This window comes from Nocardioides acrostichi, assembly GCF_015319165.1.
GTDB classification, from domain to species: Bacteria; Actinomycetota; Actinomycetes; order Propionibacteriales; family Nocardioidaceae; genus Nocardioides; species Nocardioides acrostichi.
Genome location: NZ_JADIVZ010000010.1, coordinates 21,974 through 45,938, shown reverse-complemented (window position 1 = coordinate 45,938; position 23,965 = coordinate 21,974). Strand labels below are relative to the sequence as shown.

The following is a 23,965-nucleotide window of genomic DNA, read 5'->3' as shown; positions in this document are numbered from 1 at the left end:
TATCCGTCTCAGTCGCGCCGCGCGCCGACCTCGATCGAGCCGCCGACGACGCGCACCTCGTAGGTGGCCACCTTCAGCGTCTCGTCGTCGAGACACACGCCGTCGCTGAGCCGGTAGGGCTGCTTGAGCAGCGGCGATGCCACGAACCCTACGTCACCCTCGACACGTCGCCGTGTTCCGACGATCCCCCGTGAGAGCACGGAGGCACCGGTCTTGGGGTCGATGTTCGAGAGCGCGTACACCGCATCGGTGTGGTCACGAAAGACGGCCACCGCCTCGCCGTGCACCCATGCCGCGACGCCGGATTCGCGGGCGATCTGGCTGAGGTGGCACACGGGGGTCCAGGTGATGCTCATGCCGGGGCTCCCACTCCGATGCTGCTGCCGAGCGACACCGGCTCGACCACCGGATGGCTGGCCTGGTTGCGGGGCTTGATCTGGTCGCGTTCGACGTCGAAGGAGATGTTCGGGTCGGGCGTGCCGGGGGCGTTGACGAAGGAGACGAATCGGGCCAGCTTGGCGGGATCCTCGATGGTGGCCCTCCACTCGTCGAAGTAGCCGGCCACGTGGCGGCTCATCTCGGCCTCGAGCTCGGAGCCCAGGCCGAGCGCATCGTCGACGACGACCTCGCGCACGCGGTCCAGACCGCCCTCGAGGGAGTCGATCCAGGGCGCGGTGCGCTGGAGCCGGTCTGCGGTGCGGATGTAGTACATGAGGAACCGGTCGAGGTAGCGCACCAGTCTCTCGTCGTCGAGGTCGCCCGCGAGCAGTTGGGCATGTGCCGGGGTGGCGCCGCCGTTGCCGCCGACGTAGAGGTTCCAGCCCTTCTCGGTGGCGATGACGCCGAAGTCCTTGGCGCGGGCCTCGGCGCACTCGCGGGCGCACCCGGAGACGCCGCCCTTGAGCTTGTGCGGCGAACGCAGGCCGCGGTAGCGCAGCTCGAGGGCGATGGCCATGCCCACGGAGTCCTGCACGCCGTAACGGCACCAGGTCGACCCGACGCACGACTTCACCGTGCGCAGCGACTTGCCGTAGGCGTGGCCGGACTCGAACCCGGCCTCGACCAGTCGGCCCCAGATGGCGGGCAGCTGCTCGAGGCGGGCGCCGAAGAGGTCGATGCGCTGGCCGCCGGTGATCTTGGTGTAGAGGTCGAAGTCGCGGGCGACCTCGCCGATCACGATCAGCTTCTCGGGCGTGATCTCGCCGCCGGGTATGCGCGGCACGACCGAGTAGGTGCCGTTCTTCTGGATGTTGGCCAGGTAGGCGTCGTTGGTGTCTTGCAAGGTGGCGTTCTCGGGCGCCAGCACGTGAGTGCCCAGCTGGCTGGCCAGGATCGAGGCGATCGCGGGCTTGCAGATGTCGCAGCCGCGGCCGGAGCCGTGCGCGTCGACGATCGCGTCGAACGTGCGATAGCCGTGCACGGAGACGACGTCGAAGAGCTCTTGGCGCGAGAGCGCGAAGTGCTCGCACAGCGCCCGCGAGACCTCCTTGCCGGTGCGCGCGAAGTGGTCCTCGATGATCGCCTTGACCGACCCGACGCAGGAGCCGCAGGTGGTGCCCGCGCCGGTGCAGGCCTTGACCCCCGCGACGTCCTCGCATCGGTGCTCGCCGGACTCGTCGACCGCGGCGAGGATCTCGCCCTTGCTCACGTTGTTGCACGAGCAGATCTGCGCCTCGTCGGGCAGTGCGGCCGCGCCGGAGCCGGCGCCGCCACCGCGGCTGCCGGGGAGGATGAGCTCTTCGGGGTTCTCGGGCAGCGCGATGCCCGAACTCACCATCGGCCGCAGCACGCCGTACGCCGCGGCGTCGCCGACCAGGATGCCGCCGAGCAGGCGGGTGCCGTCGTCGGAGACGACGAGCTTCTTGTAGACGCCGGCCACGGCGTCGGAGTACACGAGCTCGAGCGAGCCCTCGGTGGTCGCGAAGGCGTCACCGAACGAGGCGACGTCGACGCCGAGCAGCTTGAGCTTGGTGGACATGTCGGCGCCGGTGAAGGCGCCCGCGCCGCCGAGCAGCGCGTCGACGACGACCTCGGCCATGTCGTAGCCCGGGGCGACCAGGCCGTACATGCGCCCGCCGGGGGCGGCGCACTCGCCGATGGCCCAGATGCGGGCATCCGAGGTGCGGCACTGCTCGTCGACGAGCACACCGCCGCGCTCGGCGAGGTCGAGGCCGGCCTCGCGGGCCAGGGCGTCGCGCGGGCGGATGCCGGCCGAGAACACGACGACCTGCGCGTCGATGCCGTCGCCACCCCGGAGCGCCAGCCCGGAGACCGAGCCGTCGCCGGTGATCGCCTCGGTGGCCACGCCCGTGTGCACCTGCACGCCGAGCTTCGCGATGTGGCTGACCAGCGTGCGCCCGCCCGCGTCGTCGAGCTGCACCGGCATCAACCGGGGCGCCATCTCGACGACGTGCGTCTCCAGACCCAGCTGCACCAGGGCGTTGGCCGCCTCCAGGCCGAGCAGGCCGCCGCCGATGACCACGCCCGCGGTGGCGTGCGCCGACGCCGCGCGGATCGCGTCGAGATCCTCGATGGTGCGGTAGACGAAGCAGCCGTCGAGCTCGCGGCCCGGCACCGGCGGCACGAACGGCGCGGCGCCGGTGGCGAGCACGAGCTGGTCGTAGGCCAGCACCTCGCCGCCACCCACCGCACCAGCGGCCATCGCACCGTCACCCAGGGTGATCGTGCGGGCCTGGGGGTCGAGTGCGGTGACCTCGGTGGCCAGGCGAAGCTCGACCGCCGGGTGACCGTAGCTGCCCTCGGGGAGTAAGGAGAGTTCCTCGGGTCCGCTGGCTGCGAAGTAGGAGGTGAGGGCGACGCGGTCGTAGGCGGGGCGCGGCTCCTCGCCGACCACGACGATGTCATGGGTGTCGGTCAGGCCCCGCTCGACGGCGGCCTGCACGAAACGGTGGCCGACCATGCCGTGGCCGACGACGACCAGGCGCTGGCGAGTGCTCATCATTCTTCTCCCAGAGTGCGGGTGCGGGTGCCGGGTGGCGATGGCTCAACAGTGGTGGGGTGTCGTCACGCATCCGTGACGTGCCAGGTGACGTTGCGTCACGCTCTGCTCACGACCTCACGGGGCTCACGACCTCACGGGGTTCACGGGGCTCACGGGGCTCACGGACGGGCACCTCGCCGACGAGTCGGCTGCACACCTGGGTGCAGCCGCCGCAGCCGGTGGTGGCACGGGTTCTCTCCTGGGCCTCGGCGAGGCTGCCGCAGGCCCGTACCGCGCCGGCGGTGACGCCCGCGCAGGCGCAGACCTCGGCGTCGTCGGGCAGCGGGGCGAGCGGGGCCGCGGTCTCGGGCAGCAGCAGATCCCCTGGTTCGCGGACGCCGAGCACGGTGCCGCGGTCGTAGGCCTGGGTGATGAGTCCGACACGGCTGAGGTCGCCCACCAGCGCGGCGGCCACGATGACGCCGTCGCGCACGACGAGCCGGCTGTGCTTGCCGGCCACGGGGTTGGAGACCTCCACGATCTCGCCCGGCTCGGCCACGGGGTCGCCGAGGACGGCGACCTCGAGATCGGTGGCCCGCAGCCGGGCCACGTTGCGCGAGCCCCGGTAGTCGAGGTCGGCACCGCACAGCCGCTGCGCGAGCACCACGGCCTGCTCCCAGGCGGGCGGCACGAACCCGGTCACCTGACCCGCGTGCTGCGCGCAGTCGCCGATGGCGTGGATGCGCGGGTCGGTGGGCGAGGCGAGGTGCTCGTCGACCACGATCCCTCGGCGCACCTGGAGTCCGGCGCCACGGGCCAGCGCGACCGACGGGCGACCGCCGGCGGTGAGCACGATCAGGTCGGCGTCGAGCACGAAGCCGTTGTCGAGCTGCACGCCGATCGGGCCGCCCTCCTCGGGATGGTCGATCAGCTTGGTGGCGCGGGCCCCGGTGTAGACGGTGGTGCCGAGCTGGGTGAGGCTACGGGCCAGGATCGTGCCGGCGGCCGGGGTGACCTGGCGCGACAGCACGGTGTCACCGCCCTCGACCACCTCGGTGGCCACGCCGCGCACCGACAGCGCCCGGGCCACCTGGAGACCCAGCAGCCCGCCGCCGATCACGACCGCCCGAGCGGCGTCCACGGGCAGCACGGCCAGCAGGCGCTCGCAGTCGGCCAGGGAACGGAAGGCGTGCACGCGAGGGTGCAGCGAGCCGTCGGGTCGCACCAGCCCGCGGATCGGCGGCAGCGTCGGGATCGCGCCGGTGGCCAGCACGAGCCGGTCGAACGGCACGCAGGTGCCGTCGACCAGCATCACGTCGCCGTGCTCGCGGTCGACCGTGAGCACCCGGGTGCCCAGCCGCAGCTCGACACCGTGCTCGGCGTACCACTCCGGTGAGCGCAACCGGATCGCCGAGGCGTCGTGGGTGCCCTCGAGCACGGCGGAGAGCAGGATCCGGTTGTAGGCCGGCACCGGCTCCTCGCCGATGACGGTGACGTGTCCGGGGTAACCGCCCGCGACCAGCTGCTCGACGAACCTGGTGGCCGCCATCCCGTGGCCGACCACCACCAGGCGCTCGCGAGGGGTCGCAGATCGTCCCCCGAGGGGTCGCATATCGTCGTTCGAGGGGTCGCACATCGCGTTCATGCGGCCTCCACTCGCGCGGCGCACACCTTGAACTCCGGCATCCGGGACGCCGGGTCGAGCGCGTCGTGGGTGAGCCGGTTGACCCCGAGCCAGTGGAACGGCACGAACACCGTGTCCGGGCGGATCGTGGTGGCCACCCGGGCGGGGGCGGTGAGCTCCCCGCGTCGGGTCGAGATCGTCACCCTCATGCCGTCGGCGACGCCGATGCGGGCAGCCAGCAGGGGGTGCATCTCGATGAACGCGCCGCCGTCGGGCAGCTCCCGGATGCGGCGGGTCTGCGCGCCGGACTGGTACTGCGCGAGCACCCGGCCGGTGGTCAGGTGCACCGGGAACTCGCCGTCGCACGGCTCCGCCGGCCCCCGGTGCTCGACGTCGAGGAACCGGGCACGGCCATCGGACGTGGCGAAGGCGTCGGCGAAGAGTCGGGGCGTACCGGGGTGCTCGGGCGTCGGGCAGGGCCAGAACACGCCCAGCTCGGTCTCGATGCGCTCATAGGTGATCCCGGCGTAGTCGGCCTTGCCGCCGGACGACGCCCGCCCGAGCTCGGCGAAGATCGTCTCCGGGTCGGTCGAGAACGGCACCGGCGAGCCGAGTCGTTCGGCGAGTCCGGCGATCACGTCGAGGTCGCTGCGCACTCCGGACGGCGCACGCCGGGCCTGGCGACGCAGGATCACGCGGCCTTCGAGGTTGGTCATGGTGCCGGTCTCCTCGGCCCACTGCGTCACCGGCAGCACGACGTCGGCCATCGCCGCGGTCTCCGACAGCACGAGGTCGCACACGACGAGCAGATCGAGCGCCTCCAGCCGCTCGGCGACGTGCGTGGCGTTGGGCGCGGAGACCACGATGTTCGACCCGTGCACCAGCAGCGCCTTCGGGCCCTCGGGCGTGCCCAGCGCCTCGAGCAGCTCGTAGGCCGAGCGACCCTTGCCGGGCAGTGAGTCGGCCTCGACGCCCCAGACGCCGGCCACGTGCTGGCGGGCGGCGGGGTCGTCGATCATCCGGTAGCCGGGCAACTGGTCGGACTTCTGGCCGTGCTCACGCCCGCCCTGGCCGTTGCCCTGGCCGGTGAGGCAGCCCCAGCCGGCGTGCTCGCGCCCGGGCAGGCCGAGCGCGAGGCAGACGTTGATCCAGGCCAGCACGGTGTCGGAGCCCTGGGCGTGCTGCTCGGCGCCGCGGGCGGTGAGCACCATGACCCTGCGGTGACTGGTCATCAGGTCGGCCAGCGCGTGCAGCTCCGGCACCGAGATGCCGGTGACCCGCTCGACCCGCTCGGGCCACCACGCGGCCACGTGATCGCGCACGGCCTCCCAGCCGCTGGTGCGCTCTGCGACGTAGGACTCGTCCACGTGACCGCCGGAGATCACCAGGTGCAGCACCCCGAGTGCGAGCGCCAGGTCGGTGCCCGGCACCGGCTGGACGACGAGATCGGCGCGGTCGGCCGTGCTCGTGCGGCGGGGGTCGATCACCACGACCTCGCCACCGTTCTCGCGGCACCGGTCGAGGTGCCGGGCGGCCGGTGGCATGGTCTCGGCCAGGTTCGAGCCGACCAGCACCACCACCTCGGCCTGCTCGACGTCGGCGAGCGGGAACGGCAGCCCCCGGTCGACGCCGAACGCCCGGTTGGCGGCCGAGGCCGCCGAGCTCATGCACCAGCGGCCGTTGTAGTCGATCTGGCTGGTGCCGAGCGCCACCCGGGCGAACTTGCCCAACTGGTAGGACTTCTCGTTGGTCAGTCCGCCACCGCCGAACACCGCCAGGGCGTCGGCCCCGTGCTCCTCGCGGATCGCGGCGAGGGTGCCGGCCACGACGTCGAGTGCGTCGTCCCAGCCGACGGAGCGGAACTCGCCGGTGGCGCGGTCACGCAGCAGCGGGGTGGTGAGGCGTTCGCGGTGACCGGTGAGGCCACCGGAGGTCCAGCCCTTGCGGCACAGCGCGCCCTGGTTGACCGGGAACTCCGCCCACGGCTGCACCTCGAGGGTGCGCCGGCCCGCGCCGGTGTTGGCGAGGGTCATGCCGCACTGCAAGGAGCAGTAGGGGCAGTGGGTCTTCGTGGTCACGGGGTCTCCCGGGGGCCAGGGCGCGCTGTGCGAGGAGGGGTCGAATCCGGGATCACGCCCGGGCAGCGGCGAGCTTGCTGCCGCGGCGCAGGTAGAACGCCCAGGTGACGACCGCGCACACCGCGTAGTAGGCGATGAAGAGGCCGAAGGCGTTCTTGACCGCGGCCAGCGGGTTGTCGATCCACGGGGCGCCGAACATCATCGGGATGAAGAACCCCCCGATGGCACCGGCGGCGCCGATGATGCCGACGGCGGCCGAGGCCTCCTTGGTGGCCTTGAGGATGGCGCTCTTGCGCTCCTGCGAGCCCTCGGCGGTGCCCTGGGTGTGCTCGTGGCGCCAGATCGTCGGGATCATCCGGTAGGCCGAACCGTTGCCGACGCCGGTGGCGGCGAAGACCAGCAGGAAGAAGCCGAGGAACAGCGGGAACCACTGGGCGTTGGCGTCGGCCGCGGCGGCCTTGTCGGTGGCGGTGGCGATCGGGGTGAGCTCGGTGAGCGTCCACAGCACCACGGCGGTGAAGCCGATCATGGCGACGAAGGCGGACAGGGTGACCTTGGCACCACCCAGACGGTCGGCCAACCAGCCGCCGAAGGGGCGGGTGAAGGAGCCGACGAGGGCGCCCAGGAAGGCGTAGTAGGCGAAGTTGATGCCGCCGACGACCTTGAGGGTCTCGGGGTCGATGAGCGAGAAGTTGACCTTGATGAGCAGCGGCATGGCGGCCGAGTAGCCGATGAAGGAGCCGAAGGTGCCGATGTAGAGGAAGCTCATCACATAGGTCTGACGGCGCTTGAGTACCGACGCGGTCTCCTTGGAGGAGCCGGTGGCGGTGCCGAGGTTGTTCATGAAGAAGTAGGCGCCGGCCGTGGCGATCAGGGCCAGGGCGACGTAGACCCACCCCGCCCGCTCGAGGTGGATGCCCCCGGTGGAGGCCTTCACCAGCCCGAACACACCGGCCCCGCCGACGATGACGGGCAGCGCGAACTGGATGACCGAGACGCCCACGTTGCCGCCCGCGGCGTTGAGGCCCAGCGCGGCACCCTTCTTGTCAGCGGGGTAGAAGGCGTTGATGTTGGCCATGGACGACGCGAAGTTGCCGCCGCCGAGACCCGCGGTCGCGGCGATCAGCACCATCGCCCAGTACGGGGTTCCCGTGTGCTGCACGGCCACCACGTAGAGCAGCGTCGGCACGAGCAGGAACGCGGCGCTGGCCACGGTCCAGTTGCGGCCACCGAATCTCGGCACCGCGAAGGTGTAGGGCACCCGCACCAGCGAGCCGACCAGGTTGGGCGCGGCGACGAGGAAGAACAGCTGCTGGGGGCTGTAGCCGAAGGCGGCGCCGAGCATGGCGGCCGAGACCGACCAGATCAGCCACACCGAGAATCCGAGATGCTCGGCGAAGATCGACCAGGCGAGGTTGCGCCGGGCGATCGAGGCGCCGCCGTTCTCCCAGAAGGTCGGATCCTCGGGGTGCCAGTCGTCGATCCAACGGCCGGTACGGCGATCCGGCGATCCGGCGCTGGCTGCGCCGGCAGCGGCACCGGTCTGCGGGTTCTGCAGGGTGGTCATGTGAACTCCTGTGGCGAGACGATGCGCGGCCCGGTGCCGGCATGTCATCCACAGTGGGCTAGCCAGGTTTCGCGTTCAGACGCCCAGTCGTCTCACCCTGGTCAACTTCGACTCACGACCTCACAGTCCTCACGACCTCACGGTGAAGAACCCGTGAAGGCTCGCCTGCAGCGCGACTCAGCGGGCCAAGCGCACCGCACAGATCGCCGACACGACCCCGCCCAGGAACACGACGACCAGGCCCGATCCCGGCATCCAGCCGGCCGTGCCCACCAGGTTCAGCACGTGCCCGACCTGCCACCCGGTGAGGCCCACGGCGACGACGGCGAGCAGTGCGGCCTGGACGGCGGCGAGGCGCTGCGAGGGCACCAGGACGCCGGCGAACCCGAGCATGCAGGCGTAGAAGGTCCACAGGCCGGCACCGGCCATCCCGCTCACGCTGCCGACGGCCGTGTCGATCCAGGGCAGGAACGACCCGATCAGCACCATCAGGCTGCCCACGAGCAGCCAACGACGTCCAGGGTGCGCGGCGCGGCGCGCGCTCGGGCGGGCGGTCGGGGCAGGTGCGGTGGTGGCCATGGCGCGAAGGTAGGTGCTGTGACCCGGGTCACGTCAACGACGACGGGAGGCGAGTCGACCGACCGAGCCCCGCGACACGACGAACGGGCCAGACCACGCGACGAGCGGTCGATGACACCCCCGATCACCCCGATCGGACGGCGAGAACCCGGTCGGCGCCGCCGTTCGTCGTCCAGCCTGCACCGCTCGGCGCAGCGTGTGACCGACACCACATGTCGGCCTTGCCGCAGTGAGGCGGTGCTCGCTTCCATGCCCCCACGAGTGACGTGCACCACGTACCAGGGGGACGCGGGCACGCCCGACCCGAGGAGGAACACGTGGATGACGCACAGCGCCAGGAGTACTGGCGCCGCAACCTGAGACTGATGGCGGTGCTGCTCGCCGTCTGGGCCCTGGTGTCGTTCGGCGCCGGGATCGTGTTCGTCGAGCCGCTCAACCGGATCGAGATCGCGGGCTTCCCGCTCGGATTCTGGTTCTCCCAGCAGGGCTCGATCATCACCTTCGTCGCCCTGATCGCCATCTACGTGTGGCGCATGGACAGACTCGACGCGGAGTACGGCGTCACCGAGACCGAGGGCGAGGTGCACCACCCATGAGCGACATCCAGCTCTGGACGCTGGTCTTCGCCGTCGTCACCTTCGGCATCTACATCTACATCGCCTACGCGAGCCGGGTCACCGACACGGCCGGCTTCTACGTCGCCGGCGGCGGCATCCCGGCTCCGGCCAACGGCGCCGCCATCGCCGCGGACTGGATGAGCGCCGCATCGTTCATCAGCCTGGCCGGCATCGTCGGCCTCTCCTACAACGGCTACGCCGGCGGCGTGTTCCTCATGGGCTGGACCGGCGGCTACGTGCTGTTGGCCCTGCTGCTCGCGCCCTACCTGCGCAAGTTCGGCAAGTACACGCTGCCGGACTTCGTGGGCGACCGGTACTCCGAGACCGCCCGACTGGTGGCGGTCATCGCCGCGATCGTCGTCTCGTTCGTCTACGTGGCCGGCCAGATGGGCGGCGTCGGCCTGGTCTTCACCCGGTTCCTCGGCGTGAGCACCACCACCGGTGTGCTCATCGGCATGGCCATCGTGTTCTTCTACGCCGTGCTCGGTGGCATGAAGGGCATCACCTGGACCCAGGTCGCGCAGTACTCCGTGCTCATCGTCGCCTACCTCATCCCGGCCATCGCCGTGTCGACCAAGGTCACCGGCGTGCCGCTGCCGCAGATCGGCTTCGGCACGATCCTCGACGAGCTCAACGGACTGCAGGCCGACCTCGGCCTGGCCGAGTACAGCGGAGCGTTCACGCAGATCTCGATGCCGAACATGGTGCTCATCACCGCGGCCTTGATGTTCGGTACCGCCGGACTGCCGCACGTGATCGTGCGCTTCTACACCGCCAAGTCGGTGCGCGCGGCCCGCTACTCGGCGCTGTGGGCGATCGTGTTCATCGCGATCCTCTACACCACCGCGCCGTCGGTGGCGGCGTTCACGAAGCTCCAGATCATCAAGGATCTCAGCGGCGCCACGCTCGACACGGTGCCGGGCTGGTTCTCCACGTGGTCGGACGTCGGCCTCATCACCGCCGCCGGCGGCGCACCGCTGAGCGACCTCTCGGGCCAGACCTTCAACTACTCCGACGTCGCGATCAACAATGACATCATCGTGCTGGCCAGCCCGGAGATCGGTGGCCTGCCCGCCCCGATCGTCGGGCTGGTCGCAGCCGGGGCCCTCGCCGCCGCGCTGTCGACGGCCTCCGGTCTGTTGCTGGTGATCTCCTCGGCCGTGGCCAACGACGTCTACTACAAGAAGATCAACCCGCAGGCCTCCGAGAGCCAGCAACTGATGGTCGGCCGGATCGCTATGGCCGCGGCCATCTGCGTGGCCGGCTACCTCGGCATCAACCCGCCCGGCTTCGTGGCGCAGGTCGTCGCGCTGGCCTTCGGGCTGGCAGCCGCCAGCTTCTTCCCGATCCTGGTGCTCGGCATCTTCTGGAAGAAGACGACGGCGGCAGGCGCCGCGGCCGGCATGATCACCGGCCTCGCGGTGACGATGGTCTACATGATCTGGACCATCGACATCTACGGCAACAGCGCCGGCATCTGGAACATCCCCGAGACCGGTTTCGGCACCATCGGCATGCTGATCAACTTCGCCGTGACGATCGCCGTCTCGCAGTTCACCACGAGGCCGAGCGAGCAGATGCAGCACCTGGTCGAGGAGATCCGCTACCCCGGCCGCACGAAGCTGGTCCAACAACACGCTGCCGGCGAGGTCTGAGCCGTCCTCCAACCCGCTCGACGACAGGCCCGGGCGTGGCTCGGCCGAGGTGGACCAGGCACCAACCTCGACCGACCACCCTGGGCCTGTCGGCCTACTGTGTGAGGCGGGCCACCGACATCCGTCATACGTTCCCAGCACCACCAACGACACGAGACGAGGAAGAGGCGCGACGTGAGCGACACGACCGAGGAGACCCTGGCCAACCTGCTCAAGGAGGACCGGCGCTTCGAGCCGCCCGCCGAGCTCGCCGAGCACGCCAACGTCACCGCCGACGCCTACGACGCGGCCGCCCAGGACCGCGACGCCTTCTGGGCCGATGCCGCGCGCCGCCTCACGTGGGCCCAGGACTTCACCGAGGTGCTCGACTGGTCGAACCCACCCTTCGCGCAGTGGTTCGCCGACGGCACCATCAACGCCGCCTACAACTGCGTCGACCGCCACGTCGAGGCGGGCAAGGGTGACAAGGTCGCCCTGCACTTCGTGGGCGAGCCGGTCGACGACGACCCCGCGAACAAGCGCAGCATCACCTACGCGCAACTCCAGGACATGGTCTGCCAGGCGGCCAACACGCTGGGCGACCTCGGTGTCGAGAAGGGCGACCGCGTCGCCATCTACATGCCGATGATCCCCGAGGCGATCGTCGCGATGCTCGCGTGCGCCCGCATCGGGGCCCCGCACACGGTCGTCTTCGGCGGATTCTCCTCCGACGCCCTCGCCTCGCGACTCGAGGACTGCCAGGCCAAGGTCGTCGTCACCTCGGACGGCGGCTACCGCCGCGGCGCCCCGAGCTCGCTGAAGCCCGCCGTCGACGAGGCCCGCACCAAGGCCGCCGACCTCGGCCACACCGTCTCGAAGGTGCTGGTGGTCCGGCGCACCGGGCAGGACGTCGCATGGGACGACGCGGTCGACGTGTGGTGGCACGACACGGTCGAGCAGGCATCCACCGACCACACGCCCGAGGCGTTCCCCGCCGAGCATCCGCTCTACGTCATGTACACCTCGGGCACCACGGGCAAGCCCAAGGGCATCCTGCACACCACCGGCGGCTACCTCACCGGCGCCGCCTACACGCACTGGGCGGTCTTCGACCTCAAGCCCGACTCGGACGTCTACTGGTGCACCGCCGACATCGGCTGGGTGACCGGGCACTCCTACATCGTCTACGGCCCGCTCGCGAACGGCGCCACCCAGGTGCTCTACGAGGGCACGCCCGACTTCCCCGAGCGCGGCCGCTGGTGGGACATCGTCGCCGAGTACGGCGTCACGCTCTTCTACACCGCCCCCACCGCGATCCGGTCGTTCATGAAGCAGGGCCGGGAGATCCCCGACGCGCGCGACCTCTCGAGCCTGCGCATCCTCGGTTCGGTCGGCGAGCCGATCAACCCCGAGGCCTACGTCTGGTACCGCCACGTCATCGGCGGCGACCGCACCCCGGTGGTCGACACCTGGTGGCAGACCGAGACCGGCGCGATGATGATCAGCCCGCTGCCCGGCGTCACCGCCGGCAAGCCCGGCTCGGCGATGGTGCCGCTGCCCGGCATCAGCGCCGCGGTCGTCGACGACGCCGGCAAGCCGGTGGGCAACGGCTCCGGCGGTCTGCTGGTCATCACCGACCCCTGGCCCTCGATGCTGCGCACCATCTGGGGCGACGACGACCGCTTCAAGGAGACGTACTGGGCACGGTTCGAGAAGGAGGGCTTCTACTTCGCCGGCGACGGCGCCAAGCTCGACGACGACGGCGACCTGTGGGTGCTCGGCCGGGTCGACGACGTCATGAACGTCTCGGGCCACCGCCTCTCCACCACCGAGATCGAGTCCGCGCTCGTCTCACACCCCAAGGTCGCCGAGGCCGCGGTGGTGGGCGCCAAGGACGAGGACACCGGTCAGGCCGTGTGCGCGTTCGTGATCCTGCGCGAGTCTGCCGTTGAATCTGGGGCGAGCGACGGCGGCGAGGACATCGTCGAGGAGCTGCGCAACCACGTGCGCAAGGAGATCGGCCCCATCGCCAAGCCGCGTCAGATCATGGTCGTGCCCGAACTGCCCAAGACCCGCTCGGGCAAGATCATGCGGCGTCTGCTGCGTGACGTCGCCGAGAACCGCGAGGTCGGCGACGTCACGACCCTGGCCGACTCCTCGGTCATGGACCTCATCTCCTCGGGCCTCTCCTCGGGCAAGGGAGAGGACTGAGCCGAGACGCCCCGCGGCGCGACGCGGGAGGCGGGGTCGGGTGGGGTGAGCCGGCGGCCCGATAGACTGCAGTCCAGGTGAGCCGGGAAGTCTGGTCGGCCCGCACTGTGCAGGTTCTCGGTGCGGAACGACCGTCATCGACCCCAGGAGACACCCTCGTGGCCGACACCCCGCCGTCCGACCAGCAGCCGAGCGACCAGAACCCTTCGGCAGGAGCGGCGACGCCGTCCGGTTCGCGGTCCAGCGTCCGGCTCTTCAGCCGCGGCAGCTTCTTGGAGAGCTCCCGGCTGGCCGAGGTGCTGCGCGCCGAGACCACCGGCGGCATGCTGCTCATCCTCGGCGCCGTCGTCGCGATCGTATGGGCCAACACCCCGTGGGCCCACACGTATGAGGCGATCCGCGACTTCAAGCCCCTCGCGCACCCGGTGCACCTGGGATCGCTCTCGTTGCACCTCGACCTCTCCATCGGCGCCTGGGCGGCCGACGGGCTGCTGGCCATCTTCTTCTTCGTGGTGGGCCTCGAGCTCAAGCGCGAGTTCGTGGCCGGCGACCTGCGCGACCCGCGCCGGGCCGCCCTGCCGATGGCTGCGGCGGTCGGCGGCATGGTCGCCCCGGCGCTCATCTACGTGCTATTCAACCTCGGTGGCAACGGCGCCCTCGGCGGCTGGGCGATCCCGACCGCCACCGACATCGCGTTCGCGGTGGCGATTCTCGCCGTCATCAGCACCCACCTGCCCTCGGGGCTGCGCACCTTCTTGCTGACCCTCGCCGTCGTCGACGACCTGCTGGCCATCACGATCATCGCGATCTTCTACACCAGCGATCTCGAGCCGCTGTTCCTGCTGCTCGGCCTGGTACCGATCGGCGTCTTCGCTCTGCTCGTCCAGAAGCGCATCTGGAAGGGCTACCTGCTCCTTCCCCTGGCGGTCGTCGCGTGGGTGCTCGTGCACGAGTCCGGCGTGCACGCCACCGTCGCCGGCGTCCTGCTCGGCTTCACCGTGCCGGTCCTGCGCCGCGACGGCGCGTCCGGCCCGGGCCTCGCCGAGCATCTCGAGCACCTGGTGCGGCCCGTGAGCGCGGGCTTCGCCGTACCCGTCTTCGCGTTCTTCGCCGCGGGCGTGACCGTCGGCGGCTTCAGCGGACTCTGGGACTCCCTGCACGACCCCGTCGCGATGGGCATCCTGGTCGGCCTGGTGCTCGGCAAGACCATCGGCATCTCCGGCTCGACCTGGCTGCTGGCGACGTTCACCCACGCCGACCTCGACGACGAGCTGAGCTGGATCGACGTCGTCGGCATGGCGATGCTCGCCGGCATCGGGTTCACGGTCTCGCTGCTCATCGGCGAACTCGCCTTCGGGCAGGGCAGTGAGCGCGACGACCACGTCAAGGTCGGCGTCCTGCTCGGCTCCGTGACGGCCGCGCTGCTGGCCACCGTCGTGCTCCGCACCCGCAACCGGGTCTATCGCCGGCTGTGGGAGGAGGAGCAGCGCGACGACGACCACGACGGCATCCCCGACGTCTACCAACGAGGCGACCACGACCTCTCCACTCCGCCCTCCTGACCGACGGGGGAGGGCCAGGGCGCCCGGCGTTCGCTAGGGTCGGTCTCGGCAGATCGCGTGGACGACCGCAAAGAACGACAGGAGCACCTCGTGGCGCTGGAACCGGTCAAGGACGACGACCCGACCATCGGGCGTCTCGTGCTCCAGGCACAGGAGGACATCTCCCTCCTGGTGCGCAAGGAGATCGAGCTCGCCAAGAGCGAACTCAAGATCACCGCGAAGTTCGGCGTCCTCGGCGTCGTCTTCTTCGCGGTCGCCGGCTTCTTGGCCCTGTTGGCCATCATCGCGCTCACGGTGGCCCTGGGCTTCCTCATCGACCGGATCCCGCACATCGGCCCCGACGGCGCGTTCGGCATCGTCACCCTGCTCTACCTGCTGACCGCCGGTCTGCTCGGCCTGATCGGCTACAAGAAGTTCATGGCCAAGGTGGGCCCGCCCGAGGCGACGATCCGCCAGGGCAAGGAGATCCCGAAGGCGTTCAAGGGCTCGAAGTAGCCGCTTTCCCGACCCGTCCGCCTCAGCTGGCGCAGCCGCCGGTGGAGACCTGCTGGTCGTTCTGCTCTCCCTGCGACGCGGCCTGCTGCACCTGGTCGGAGGTCAGCGCGTAGCCGGTGTCGCCATCGGTGACGGACGCCGCGAACACCACGCCCACGACGTCGCCCTTCGGGTCTACCAGCGGGCCGCCGGAATTGCCGGGGCGCACCAGGCCCCGCAGCGAGAAGACCTCGCGGATGACGGTGCCGTTGCCGTAGATGTTCGGCGAGCGGAGCCGCTGCTGGGCGCGGATGCGCCCGGCTCGCACGTCGTAGGGACCGTCTTGCGGGTAACCGGCGATCACCACGTTGTCGCCCTCCCCTGCCGTGGCGAACTCCAGGGCCGGCGAGGAGCCGGTGTCGAGCGCGAGCACGGCGATGTCGACGTCGGGGTTGTAATAGACGACGCGCGCGGGCACCGTGGCCTCGCCCTCCTGCACCGTGGGCGCGGTGACGCCGGCGACGACGTGCGCGTTGGTCATGACGCGCCCGGGGGCGAAGACGAAGCCGCTGCCCTCGACGCCACTGCCGCAGCTGTTGGTGCCGCGGATCTTGAGCACACTGGACTCGACGGCGCGCACGGCCGGCCGCTGGAGCACCTTGGCGTTGCCCGGCGGCACGTTGACGATGCGCTCGGTGGCGAAGGGCTCGAGATAGTCGGGGAAGAAGCTGGTGCCCACGACGGAGTTGAAGGTGGTCAGCAGCTTGTTGGCCGAGGTCGGCAGCACGCCGTTGACCTCGGCGAGCACAGCAGAGCTGCGCACCAGCGGGGTGAGCCCTGCGATGCGGGTGCCGGAGACCGCGACGCCCAGCGCCCACGCGACGAGCAGCACGGCAGCCGCGCTCAGGGCGGCGCCGCCGATGGCGTCGACAGCGCGCACCGGCTGCCAGGTGATCTTCGAGCGCAGCTTGGCCCCGGCGTACTGGAACAGCGCCTGCCCCAGCGACGCGGCGACGATGACGATGAACAGCGCACCGAGGGAGACCACGAGGCTGGGCGAGGCGTCTCCCAGCAGCAGCGGCGCCAGCCAGATGCCGAAGAAGCCGCCGAGCAGCAACCCGGCGGTGGCGGCGGCACCGGTGATGAAGCCCTGCCAGTAGCCGGAGAGGGCATAGGCCACCACCAGCAGCACCAGAAGCCAGTCCAGCAGGTTCACGCGGCCATTCTCCTAGAGGTCGTTGTCGGTGTGGGTGAGATCGAGATCCCGCTCGAGCTCCTCGCGTCGCGAGGCGTAGCGGTGGTCGGCGGCCAGCATGTACTCCGGCAGCTCCCGCACCCGGGTGTCGTCCCAGGGGAGGGTCCAGCCCAGGTAGTCGAAGAGCCGGTTGATGATGCCTCCCGTGAAGCCCCACACGATGACGTCCTTGTCTGGGCCGACGAGGAACCCGGGGCTCTCGTAGCCGCGCGGGTGACGCACCATCACGCGGTGCTCGGGGTCGAGCAGCTCGGCGATCGGCGCGCGGTGGATCGCGTGCACCTCGGCCCGGCTCGCGATGCGCACGTCGCCGGGCACGCCCCACCAGCCCAACACCGGCGTGACCGCGAAGTTCGACGGCGGCAGCCACAGCTCGGGCAGCCGGCCGAACAAGGTGACCTCGTCGGCGTCGAGGTCGACCTCCTCCCGGGCCTCGCGCAGCGCCGCCTGCTCGACCGTCTCTCCGGGGTCGAGCGAGCCGCCGGGGAAGGAGACCTGGCCCGGGTGGCTGCGCATGTCGTGGGCGCGCTCGGTGAGCAGAATCTCGCCGCCCTGCTCTCCCTCGCCGAAGAGCATGAGCACGGCCCCGGGGCGAGCCGTGCCATCGTCGGGCGGCAGGAACCGAGTGAGGTCGGTGCCGTCGATGGTGGCGGCGGCCTCGCGCACCGGGTGCAGCCATTCGGGCAGCGAGGCTCTCACAGCTCCACCCCGAGATGCTCGTCGACGAGCTGCACCAGTTGGTCGACGGAGTCGAAGCCGCCGTCGGTCTCGTAGACGACCTTGCCGTCGGCATCGATGAGCACGAAGTGCGGCAGCCCCATCAGGCGCAGCGTGCCGTCGGCGCCCAGATCGCCGCCCGGGTCGGCGACGAGCGGATAGGTGACACCGGTCTTGCGGACCAACTCCATCGCCATGACCGGCAGCACGTCGAGGTAGTCGACGCCGATGATGGGCACCTGGTCGCCGTAGCGTTGGTGGAAGTCCTCCAGGGCGGGCATCTCCTCGCGGCACGGCCCGCAGGTGGCGGCCCAGAAGTTGATCATCATCGGGCCGCGCAGACCGGCCATATCGACGTCTCGCCCGCCACCCAGGCAAGGCAGCGTGACGTCGGGCAGACCACCGTCGACGGCACCCGCCGTGACCGCCGGACAGTCCTCGACACCCGCCTGCTTCTTGGCCTGGCGCAGGTCGGGGCTGTCGACGCTCACCTTGGCCTCGCCGACGATCGGCGACTCGGGCGTGCTCGTGCACCCGGCCATCAAGACGGCACCCGCGAGGAGGGCGAGTAGGCGCCCGGGCCGCGTCACGCGCGGCCCTCGGTCTTGACCAGCTTCGCGGCCACCTCGGGATCGGTCGGACCCTCGCCGTACGACGGGCACCACCGTGCGACGGGGCACGCCCCGCAGGCCGGCTTCTGGGCGTGGCAGCGACGGCGTCCGTGCCAGATGAGGTGGTGGGAGAGCATGGTCCAGTCGCGCTTCTCGAATAGCGCGCCGACCTCGTGCTCGACCTTCACCGGGTCGGTCTGCTCGGTCCAGCCCAGGCGGCGCGCGAGCCGGCCGAAGTGGGTGTCGACGGTGATGCCGGGGACTCCGAAAGCGTTGCCCAACACCACGTTGGCGGTCTTGCGCCCCACGCCCGGCAGCTTGACGAGGTCCTCGAGCCGCCCCGGCACCTGGCCGCCGTGGTCGGCCATCAGCGCCGCGGAGAGCTTGAGCAGCGACTCGGTCTTCGCGCGGAAGAACCCGAGCGGGCCGACGATGCCCTCGAGCGTCTCGCGATCGGCGGCGGCCATCGCGGCGGCGTCCGGATAGGCGGCGAAGAGCGTCGGTCGCACGGCATTGACGCGCTTGTCGGTGGTCTGCGCCGAGAGCACCGTGACGACGAGCAGCTGGAAGGGGTCGTCGAAGTCGAGCTCGCACCGCGCGTCGGGGTAGGTCTGCGCCAGCACCCGGTCGGTCTTGCGGGCCCGGCGCACCAGGGAGGTGCGGGAGGTGGCGGGTGCGGACACGTCGATCAGGGTACGAGACGGTGCCGACAAAGGGAGCGGCGCAGGCCTCGTCCGCGGCGCCGTCGGCCGCCTCTCGCGACGGGGCTCGACGCGCGGCCGGAGCACCCGTTTACCCTGTGACCAATCACACTGGCTAGGATCATGTCTGCGAGCGCCCCGCCCCTGGGGGACGCCCCCAGAGAAGGAGGTCAGCGTGGACAACGACGTACTGCGTCAGGCGCCGCTGTTCGGCGCACTCGACGACGAGGCCGCCACCGCGCTGCGCGCCTCCATGAGCGAGACCCGGCTGCGCCGCGGCGAGGTGCTGTTCCGCGAGGGTGACTCCGGCGACAAGCTCTACATCGTGCTCGACGGCAAGGTGAAGCTCGGCCGCAGTTCCGTCGACGGGCGCGAGAACCTGCTGGCGATCCTCGGCCCCGGTCAGATGTTCGGCGAGCTCTCGCTCTTCGACCCGGGCCCACGCTCGGCCACCGTCACCGCCGTCACCGAGACCACCTTCGCCTCGCTCTCCCACGAGGATCTGCTGCGCTGGCTCGAGGGCCGCCCGGTGGTCGCCCGCGGCCTGCTCTCCCAGCTCGCCGGACGGCTGCGCAAGGCCAACGACGTCGTCGCCGACCTGGTGTTCTCCGACGTCCCCGGCCGCGTGGCCAAGGCACTGCTCGACCTCGCCGACCGCTTCGGCCGCACCGCGGACGACGGCGTGCACGTGCACCACGACCTCACCCAGGAGGAGCTCGCCCAGCTGGTCGGCGCTTCCCGCGAGACGGTCAACAAGGCGCTCGCCGACTTCGCCTCCCGCGGTTGGCTGCGCCTGGAGCCTCGCTCGGTCGTCCTCATGGACGTCGAGCGGCTTTCCCGCCGCGCTCGCTGACCCCTCCCCGAGCAGCCCGCTGCGAAACCCTGGGAAAGTCCTCACCAGCTGACCCCATTTCCCTCCTCTGCTGCGTCTGAGCAGGTGAGAGAGGTGAGCGGTGGGCACGCGTAAGGAGAGGCTGGCGGCGCGCGAGGCGTCGTTCGAGTCCTTCGTGCGCGCCCGCACGACCGCGCTGGGCAGGACGGCGTATCTGCTCACCGGCGACGCCCACGCCGCCGAGGATCTCGTGCAGTCGGCGCTGCTCAGGGCCGCCGAGCACTGGCGCCGCATCGAGACCTCCCCCGAGGCCTACGTGCGCCGCACCATGTATCACCTGCAGGTCTCGGCCTGGCGCAAGCGTGGCGAGGTCCGCGAGCACGACCTCGGAGGCTTCGACGCCGCATCACCGGTGTGCGACACCGACCTGCGGCTCAGCATCGCCGACGCGTTGGCCGGCCTCACCGTCAAACAGCGCACCGTGCTGGTGCTGCGCTTCTTCGAAGATCTCACCGAGAGCCAGACAGCCGACGCGCTCGGCATCAGCCGCGGCACCGTGAAGTCGACGACCCGCCAGGCGCTCGATCGTCTCCGCGTCCTGGCGCCCCATCTCGCGGAACTGGTGGAGGAGAGGCCATGACCGACACGCTGAAGGACCACCTCGAGCGACTGGCGGCCGACGCTCCGTCCCTCGACATCCCCGCCGACACCTGGGCCCGCGGACGCCGTCGGCACCGCCGCGCCGTGACCGTGCGTGCCCTGGGGGCCCTCGCCCTCGTGGTGCTGCTCGGGCTCGCCCCGCTGCTCGTCGCCAGGCTCGACACCGGCACGGTGCAGCCCGCGGATCCGTCCCGTTCGTTGGGGGTGCCTGACCGCTTACAGGGAGTGCCTGCGCGCCTGGCCGATCGCAGCGACGGCGCCTGGGTGCACGACATCGTGACCGACGACCTGCACACCGGGGTGGGCGCCGCGGCCTGGGTCACCGCCGAGGGTCTCCCGGTCGTCGTCGACGCGGCGGCCGGCGGCTACCACCTGCTGGACCTGCCCGGTTTCCAGCTCACCAGCACCGAGGCGGCCTCGACCTGGATCGGTTACACCCCCTACACCTTCCTGGCCCTCTCCCCCGACGGCACGCACCTGGCTTACGGGTACGCCGACCTCGACGGGCCGGGCCGTTCGGCCACGGTCACGACCGGTATCCGGATCGTCGACCTGCCCACCGGCGAGGTCCAGCGATCGATCCCACTGACCGGCGGTGCGGGCGTGGCTGTCACCGACATCTCGTGGTCGTCGGGCGGTACGTGGCTCGCCTGGTCGGGGTTCCGCACGACCAGCTGGACGGCGTCGTCGATCGGCGGGCACACACCCCTCGTCGGCATCGCCGGCCCCGGGCGTGACGAACAGGTGCACAAGCGCGCCCCGAGGAACAGCACCGTCAGCGTCGACGACGACGGAGCGGGGGTCGTTGTGAGCGGGCGCCGCCTCACGCTGCTGCCCGCTCGGAACAGTCGGGGATCGCAGGCATTCGTCACCGGTCCCACCGCGAGAGTTCCCCGGTCCATCCGGTGGAGCCGGACCGGTCACGCCGTCGACTCGGCCCTGCTGTCTCCCGACGGAACGCAGGTCGCGGTGGGTGCCGACGGGGAGGGCCTGCTCGTCATCGACGTGCCCTCAGGGAGGTGGCGCCTGGTGGCCGACGATGGCCCGGACTCGGCGCAGACCCGGCCCCTGGCCTGGTCGGGGGACACTCTCGTGACCGATGCGTGGCGGGAAGGGCACCACATCGAGGCCGTCACGGTGCGACGGCCGACCGAGCCTCGCACCCTCGTGACGCTCGGCCCCGGCGTCACCCCGAGCATCGCCACCGACCTGCTGGGCACGCCACCGCACACCGTCGACCGGCCCGGCCCCCACTGGCCCTGGAGCCCCGACCGCTGGGCGTTCACCATCGCGCTGACGATCCTCGTCGTCTTCGCTGTAGCCGGAGCCGCCACCGTGGTCACCCGCCGTCCTCGCTGACCTGCCACGAGTTTTCAGGTGACCCGTCGCCAACTTTCACTCCAACTGCCACGAGTTTTCACAGCACCAGCAAAAACGTGGCAGGTCACCTGAAAACTGGCGCCGGGTCACCTGAAAACTGGCGCCGGGTCAGCGTTGGAGGTAGGCGAGTTGGGCGCGCACCGACCACTCGGCAGCACCCCAGAGCACGGGGTCGACGTCGCTGTACACGATCTCGACGACGGCCATCGGCAGGTCGTCCGTAGCCGGCGGATCGTGACGCTCGAGCAGTGACCGCCAGGCGGTCTCGACCTGGGCGAGCCGCTCGCGGCGGTGGGAGATGTAGAAGTCGATCGCGCCGAGCGCGTCGTCGATCACCGGGCCGTGTCCGGGCCACACGACGGTGGCCTCCTGCGCCTCGGCCAGCGCATGCAGCCGGTCGAGCGAGCCGAGGTAGGCGCCGAGCTCGCCGTCCGGGTGCGCGACCACGGTGGTGCCACGCCCCAGTACGGTGTCGCCGGTGAGCACGGCACGCTCGGCGGGCAGCAGGAACGACAGCGAGTCCGCGGTGTGGCCGGGCGTGCCGACGACGTGCACCTCCAGCCCGTCGACCTCGACGACATCGCCGTCACCGAGCCCCTCCGACCCGAGCCGGTACTCCGGGTCGAGGGCCCGGACCCCGCACCCCATGCGCTGCGCGAACTCCTTCGCCGCCTCGCTGTGGTCGTGGTGGTGGTGGGTGAGCAGCACGGCGCCGACGTTGCCGCGACCCCCGGCGGCCTGCGCGATCGCGTCGAGATGCGACTCGATCATCGGGCCGGGGTCGATCACGACGCAGCGTTGCGCTCCGGGCTCGCGCAGCACCCAGGTGTTGGTGCCGTCGAGCGTCATCGTGTCGGCGTTCGGTGCGAGCACGCACTGCGCGCGGTCGCCGAAGGCGCCGCCACTCCAGCCGGTGCCGGACGACGTCACGCCCGGCCCCTCTCCTCGCGCCGCGCCGTCAGCAGCGGACGGTGCCGCGCCGGCATCGAGAGGGTCCAGCCCTCACCCAGGCCCTCGGAGAGCGGCTCGACACTCGGGCAGTGCATCGAGGCCGAACGCCCGCGTGCCTCGGCGAGCAGCGCGTCGACGTCACCGAACCCCGAGACCTCCAGCGACGTGAGGTACGTCGGCGGCATCATCGCCAGCTCGCCGGCCTCGGCCTGGTCGACAGCGCCACCCGCAGGCAGCCACGTGACCGACGACGACTCCGTCGACACGTCGCGGGTCCGCTGCCCCTCGGGCAGCCGGGCCACGAAGAACCAGGTGGCGTAGCGCTTGGGCTCGAAGGCGGGCGTGAGCCAGGCGTCCCAGACACCGAGCAGGTCGGTGCGCAGCACCAGGCTCCGCCTGGCCAGGAAGTCGGTGAAGGCGAGGTCGCGCGACTCCAGGGCCGCACGGTCGTGCTCCCAGTCGTCGCTCGTGGTGTCGTCGACGACCGCGTCGACCGACGGACCGGCCAGCAGCACACCGGACTCCTCGAAGGTCTCGCGCACTGCCGCGCACACGAGCGCGACCGCGAGATCCTCCTCGACGCCCAGCACCTCGGCCCACTCCGACGGCGCGGGCCCGGCCCAGGCGCCCTCGCCCAGGTCGGCGTCGAAGTCGCGCGCGTCGACCCCGCCGCCGGGGAACACGGCCATACCGCCGGCAAAGTCCATGGAGCGCTGCCGGCGCAGGTAGTAGGCCTCCGGTCCGGTGTCGCCGTCGCGGAGCAGCACCACCGTGGCGGCGTTGCGCGGCACGGCGGGTGAACGGCGTCCGTCGTCGAACTCCGCGGCCAGTGCCACGACCTCGTCGGGCAGCGGCACGGGCGGCAGCGGGATGCGGGGGTGCCCGGCCGGTTGCTGCGGCGAGGCCATCAGGCGACCTCGACGACGATCTCCACCTCGACGGGGGCGTCGAGGGGCAGCACGGGCACACCGACGGCCGAACGGGCGTGCACGCCGGCGTCGCCGAACACCTCGCCGAGCAGTTCGCTGGCACCGTTGGCGACGCCGGGCTGCCCGGTGAAGTCGGGCGTGGACGCCACGAAGCACACGACCTTGACCACGCGGGTGACGCGGGCCAGGTCGCCGACCTCGGCCTTGACCGCGGCGATGGCGTTGAGCGCGCACTGCTGAGCGCAGGCGTAGGCCTCCTCGGCGCTCACCTCACCGCCGACCTTGCCGGTCTGGATCAGCTCGCCCGCGCGCATCGGCAGCTGGCCGGAGGTGAAGACGTGCGCACCGCTGCGCACAGCCGGCACGTAGACCGCGACGGGTTTCGCGACCTCCGGCACGGCCAGGCCCATCGCGGCCAGCCGGTCCTCCGGCGAGGTCACTGCTGGGGCCGCTTCAAGAAGGCGACGAGGCCGCCCTGGTCGTTGCTGTGGATGGTCACCAGCTCCCAGCCGTCGGCGCCGAAGTTGTTCAGCATCAGCGCCTCGTTGTGCAGCGGGATCGGTGCGACTTGGTACTCCCAGGTGGTCATGGGCCGACCCTACTCATGCGCAGGGCCGGCGCCAGACCCTGACCAGGACGCCG

Annotated in this window: 22 protein-coding genes; 8 read left to right on the top strand and 14 right to left on the bottom strand. The window is 71.0% G+C overall.

Annotated features, from left to right (window positions below; translation table 11 throughout):
* Positions 1 to 8: 8 nt before the first annotated feature.
* The 6 genes from nirD to ISG29_RS16200 all read right to left on the bottom strand — a co-directional run bounded on the left by nirD (position 9) and on the right by ISG29_RS16200 (position 8,789).
* Positions 9 to 356 carry a nitrite reductase small subunit NirD gene (gene nirD / locus ISG29_RS16225; RefSeq protein ID WP_194504496.1) on the bottom strand — a complete coding sequence of 116 codons (348 nt, stop codon included), beginning with the start codon at positions 354 to 356 and terminating at the stop codon, positions 9 to 11.
* Complete coding sequence (gene nirB, locus ISG29_RS16220; protein ID WP_194504495.1) at positions 353 to 2,959, bottom strand: nitrite reductase large subunit NirB; 2,607 nt, start codon at positions 2,957 to 2,959, stop codon at positions 353 to 355. The genes nirD and nirB overlap by 4 nt, the downstream gene beginning before the upstream one ends.
* A gap of 109 nt (positions 2,960 to 3,068) precedes the next feature.
* Positions 3,069 to 4,553, bottom strand: a complete 1,485-nt coding sequence (locus tag ISG29_RS16215; protein WP_194504577.1) for an FAD-dependent oxidoreductase — start codon at positions 4,551 to 4,553, stop codon at positions 3,069 to 3,071.
* A 29-nt stretch (positions 4,554 to 4,582) separates the two neighbouring features.
* A complete protein-coding gene (locus ISG29_RS16210; RefSeq protein ID WP_328829520.1) occupies positions 4,583 to 6,643 on the bottom strand; it encodes a molybdopterin oxidoreductase family protein in 2,061 nt (686 codons plus the stop codon).
* Between the two features lie 52 nt (positions 6,644 to 6,695).
* Positions 6,696 to 8,210 (bottom strand): MFS transporter, encoded by a 1,515-nt coding sequence (locus ISG29_RS16205; RefSeq protein ID WP_194504494.1) that lies wholly within the window; start codon positions 8,208 to 8,210, stop codon positions 6,696 to 6,698.
* Positions 8,211 to 8,387: 177 nt separating this feature from the next.
* Positions 8,388 to 8,789, bottom strand: a complete 402-nt coding sequence (locus tag ISG29_RS16200; protein ID WP_207793236.1) for a hypothetical protein — start codon at positions 8,787 to 8,789, stop codon at positions 8,388 to 8,390.
* 317 nt (positions 8,790 to 9,106) lie between these two features.
* Here ISG29_RS16200 and ISG29_RS16195 point away from each other — a divergent pair, with 317 nt between their 5' ends.
* From ISG29_RS16195 to ISG29_RS16175, 5 genes are all read left to right on the top strand, one after another.
* Positions 9,107 to 9,385 carry a DUF4212 domain-containing protein gene (locus ISG29_RS16195; RefSeq protein ID WP_194504493.1) on the top strand — a complete coding sequence of 93 codons (279 nt, stop codon included), beginning with the start codon at positions 9,107 to 9,109 and terminating at the stop codon, positions 9,383 to 9,385.
* Positions 9,382 to 11,061 carry a sodium:solute symporter family protein gene (locus tag ISG29_RS16190; protein WP_194504492.1) on the top strand — a complete coding sequence of 560 codons (1,680 nt, stop codon included), beginning with the start codon at positions 9,382 to 9,384 and terminating at the stop codon, positions 11,059 to 11,061. The genes ISG29_RS16195 and ISG29_RS16190 overlap by 4 nt, the downstream gene beginning before the upstream one ends.
* A gap of 174 nt (positions 11,062 to 11,235) precedes the next feature.
* Complete coding sequence (gene acs, locus ISG29_RS16185; protein WP_194504491.1) at positions 11,236 to 13,251, top strand: acetate--CoA ligase; 2,016 nt, start codon at positions 11,236 to 11,238, stop codon at positions 13,249 to 13,251.
* 158 nt (positions 13,252 to 13,409) lie between these two features.
* Positions 13,410 to 14,813 (top strand): Na+/H+ antiporter NhaA, encoded by a 1,404-nt coding sequence (gene nhaA, locus ISG29_RS16180; protein ID WP_194504490.1) that lies wholly within the window; start codon positions 13,410 to 13,412, stop codon positions 14,811 to 14,813.
* 90 nt (positions 14,814 to 14,903) lie between these two features.
* A complete protein-coding gene (locus ISG29_RS16175) occupies positions 14,904 to 15,308 on the top strand; it encodes a phage holin family protein (protein WP_194504489.1) in 405 nt (134 codons plus the stop codon).
* A 22-nt stretch (positions 15,309 to 15,330) separates the two neighbouring features.
* Here the strand turns inward: ISG29_RS16175 and ISG29_RS16170 are convergent, their stop codons facing one another.
* The 4 genes from ISG29_RS16170 to nth are packed head-to-tail and all read right to left on the bottom strand — an operon-like array spanning position 15,331 to position 18,553.
* Positions 15,331 to 16,503, bottom strand: coding sequence for a MarP family serine protease (locus ISG29_RS16170; RefSeq protein ID WP_194504488.1), 1,173 nt, complete (start codon positions 16,501 to 16,503; stop codon positions 15,331 to 15,333).
* Positions 16,504 to 16,515: 12 nt separating this feature from the next.
* The gene (locus ISG29_RS16165; RefSeq protein WP_194504487.1) at positions 16,516 to 17,241 is read right to left on the bottom strand and encodes an NUDIX hydrolase; all 726 of its coding nucleotides are present in this window, start codon (positions 17,239 to 17,241) and stop codon (positions 16,516 to 16,518) included.
* Positions 17,238 to 17,849, bottom strand: coding sequence for a TlpA family protein disulfide reductase (locus ISG29_RS21045; protein WP_194504486.1), 612 nt, complete (start codon positions 17,847 to 17,849; stop codon positions 17,238 to 17,240). Before ISG29_RS21045 ends, ISG29_RS16165 begins: the two co-directional genes overlap by 4 nt.
* The gene (gene nth / locus ISG29_RS16155; RefSeq protein ID WP_328829513.1) at positions 17,846 to 18,553 is read right to left on the bottom strand and encodes an endonuclease III; all 708 of its coding nucleotides are present in this window, start codon (positions 18,551 to 18,553) and stop codon (positions 17,846 to 17,848) included. The genes ISG29_RS21045 and nth overlap by 4 nt, the downstream gene beginning before the upstream one ends.
* Before the next feature lie 193 nt (positions 18,554 to 18,746).
* On the opposite strand from nth, the gene ISG29_RS16150 reads away from it, so the two are divergent.
* The 3 genes from ISG29_RS16150 (at position 18,747) to ISG29_RS16140 (ending at position 21,422) form a co-directional block, all read left to right on the top strand.
* Positions 18,747 to 19,424, top strand: a complete 678-nt coding sequence (locus tag ISG29_RS16150) for a Crp/Fnr family transcriptional regulator (RefSeq protein WP_194504484.1) — start codon at positions 18,747 to 18,749, stop codon at positions 19,422 to 19,424.
* Between the two features lie 100 nt (positions 19,425 to 19,524).
* On the top strand, positions 19,525 to 20,043 hold the full coding sequence (locus tag ISG29_RS16145; protein WP_328829511.1) for a SigE family RNA polymerase sigma factor: 519 nt from the start codon (positions 19,525 to 19,527) through the stop codon (positions 20,041 to 20,043).
* Complete coding sequence (locus ISG29_RS16140; protein ID WP_194504483.1) at positions 20,040 to 21,422, top strand: WD40 repeat domain-containing protein; 1,383 nt, start codon at positions 20,040 to 20,042, stop codon at positions 21,420 to 21,422. The genes ISG29_RS16145 and ISG29_RS16140 overlap by 4 nt, the downstream gene beginning before the upstream one ends.
* 129 nt (positions 21,423 to 21,551) lie before the next feature.
* On the opposite strand, the gene ISG29_RS16135 is transcribed toward ISG29_RS16140, so the two are convergent.
* From ISG29_RS16135 to ISG29_RS16120, 4 genes are read right to left on the bottom strand one after another with little or no spacing between them, the layout of a single operon-like run.
* A complete protein-coding gene (locus ISG29_RS16135; RefSeq protein ID WP_328829508.1) occupies positions 21,552 to 22,373 on the bottom strand; it encodes an MBL fold metallo-hydrolase in 822 nt (273 codons plus the stop codon).
* Positions 22,370 to 23,302, bottom strand: coding sequence for an NUDIX hydrolase (locus tag ISG29_RS16130; protein WP_194504482.1), 933 nt, complete (start codon positions 23,300 to 23,302; stop codon positions 22,370 to 22,372). Before ISG29_RS16130 ends, ISG29_RS16135 begins: the two co-directional genes overlap by 4 nt.
* Positions 23,302 to 23,763 carry a RidA family protein gene (locus ISG29_RS16125; protein WP_194504481.1) on the bottom strand — a complete coding sequence of 154 codons (462 nt, stop codon included), beginning with the start codon at positions 23,761 to 23,763 and terminating at the stop codon, positions 23,302 to 23,304. The genes ISG29_RS16130 and ISG29_RS16125 overlap by 1 nt, the downstream gene beginning before the upstream one ends.
* The gene (locus tag ISG29_RS16120) at positions 23,760 to 23,912 is read right to left on the bottom strand and encodes a hypothetical protein (protein ID WP_194504480.1); all 153 of its coding nucleotides are present in this window, start codon (positions 23,910 to 23,912) and stop codon (positions 23,760 to 23,762) included. The genes ISG29_RS16125 and ISG29_RS16120 overlap by 4 nt, the downstream gene beginning before the upstream one ends.
* Positions 23,913 to 23,965 lie beyond the last annotated feature (53 nt).

Coding starts and splice junctions, on each gene's coding strand:
- nirD (WP_194504496.1), bottom strand. CDS start 356: ATGAGCATCACCTGGACCCCCGTGTGCCACCTCAGCCAGATCGCCCGC.
- nirB (WP_194504495.1), bottom strand. CDS start 2,959: ATGAGCACTCGCCAGCGCCTGGTCGTCGTCGGCCACGGCATGGTCGGC.
- ISG29_RS16215 (WP_194504577.1), bottom strand. CDS start 4,553: ATGCGACCCCTCGGGGGACGATCTGCGACCCCTCGCGAGCGCCTGGTG.
- ISG29_RS16205 (WP_194504494.1), bottom strand. CDS start 8,210: ATGACCACCCTGCAGAACCCGCAGACCGGTGCCGCTGCCGGCGCAGCC.
- ISG29_RS16200 (WP_207793236.1), bottom strand. CDS start 8,789: ATGGCCACCACCGCACCTGCCCCGACCGCCCGCCCGAGCGCGCGCCGC.
- ISG29_RS16190 (WP_194504492.1), top strand. CDS start 9,382: ATGAGCGACATCCAGCTCTGGACGCTGGTCTTCGCCGTCGTCACCTTC.
- ISG29_RS16140 (WP_194504483.1), top strand. CDS start 20,040: ATGACCGACACGCTGAAGGACCACCTCGAGCGACTGGCGGCCGACGCT.
- ISG29_RS16130 (WP_194504482.1), bottom strand. CDS start 23,302: ATGGCCTCGCCGCAGCAACCGGCCGGGCACCCCCGCATCCCGCTGCCG.
- ISG29_RS16120 (WP_194504480.1), bottom strand. CDS start 23,912: ATGACCACCTGGGAGTACCAAGTCGCACCGATCCCGCTGCACAACGAG.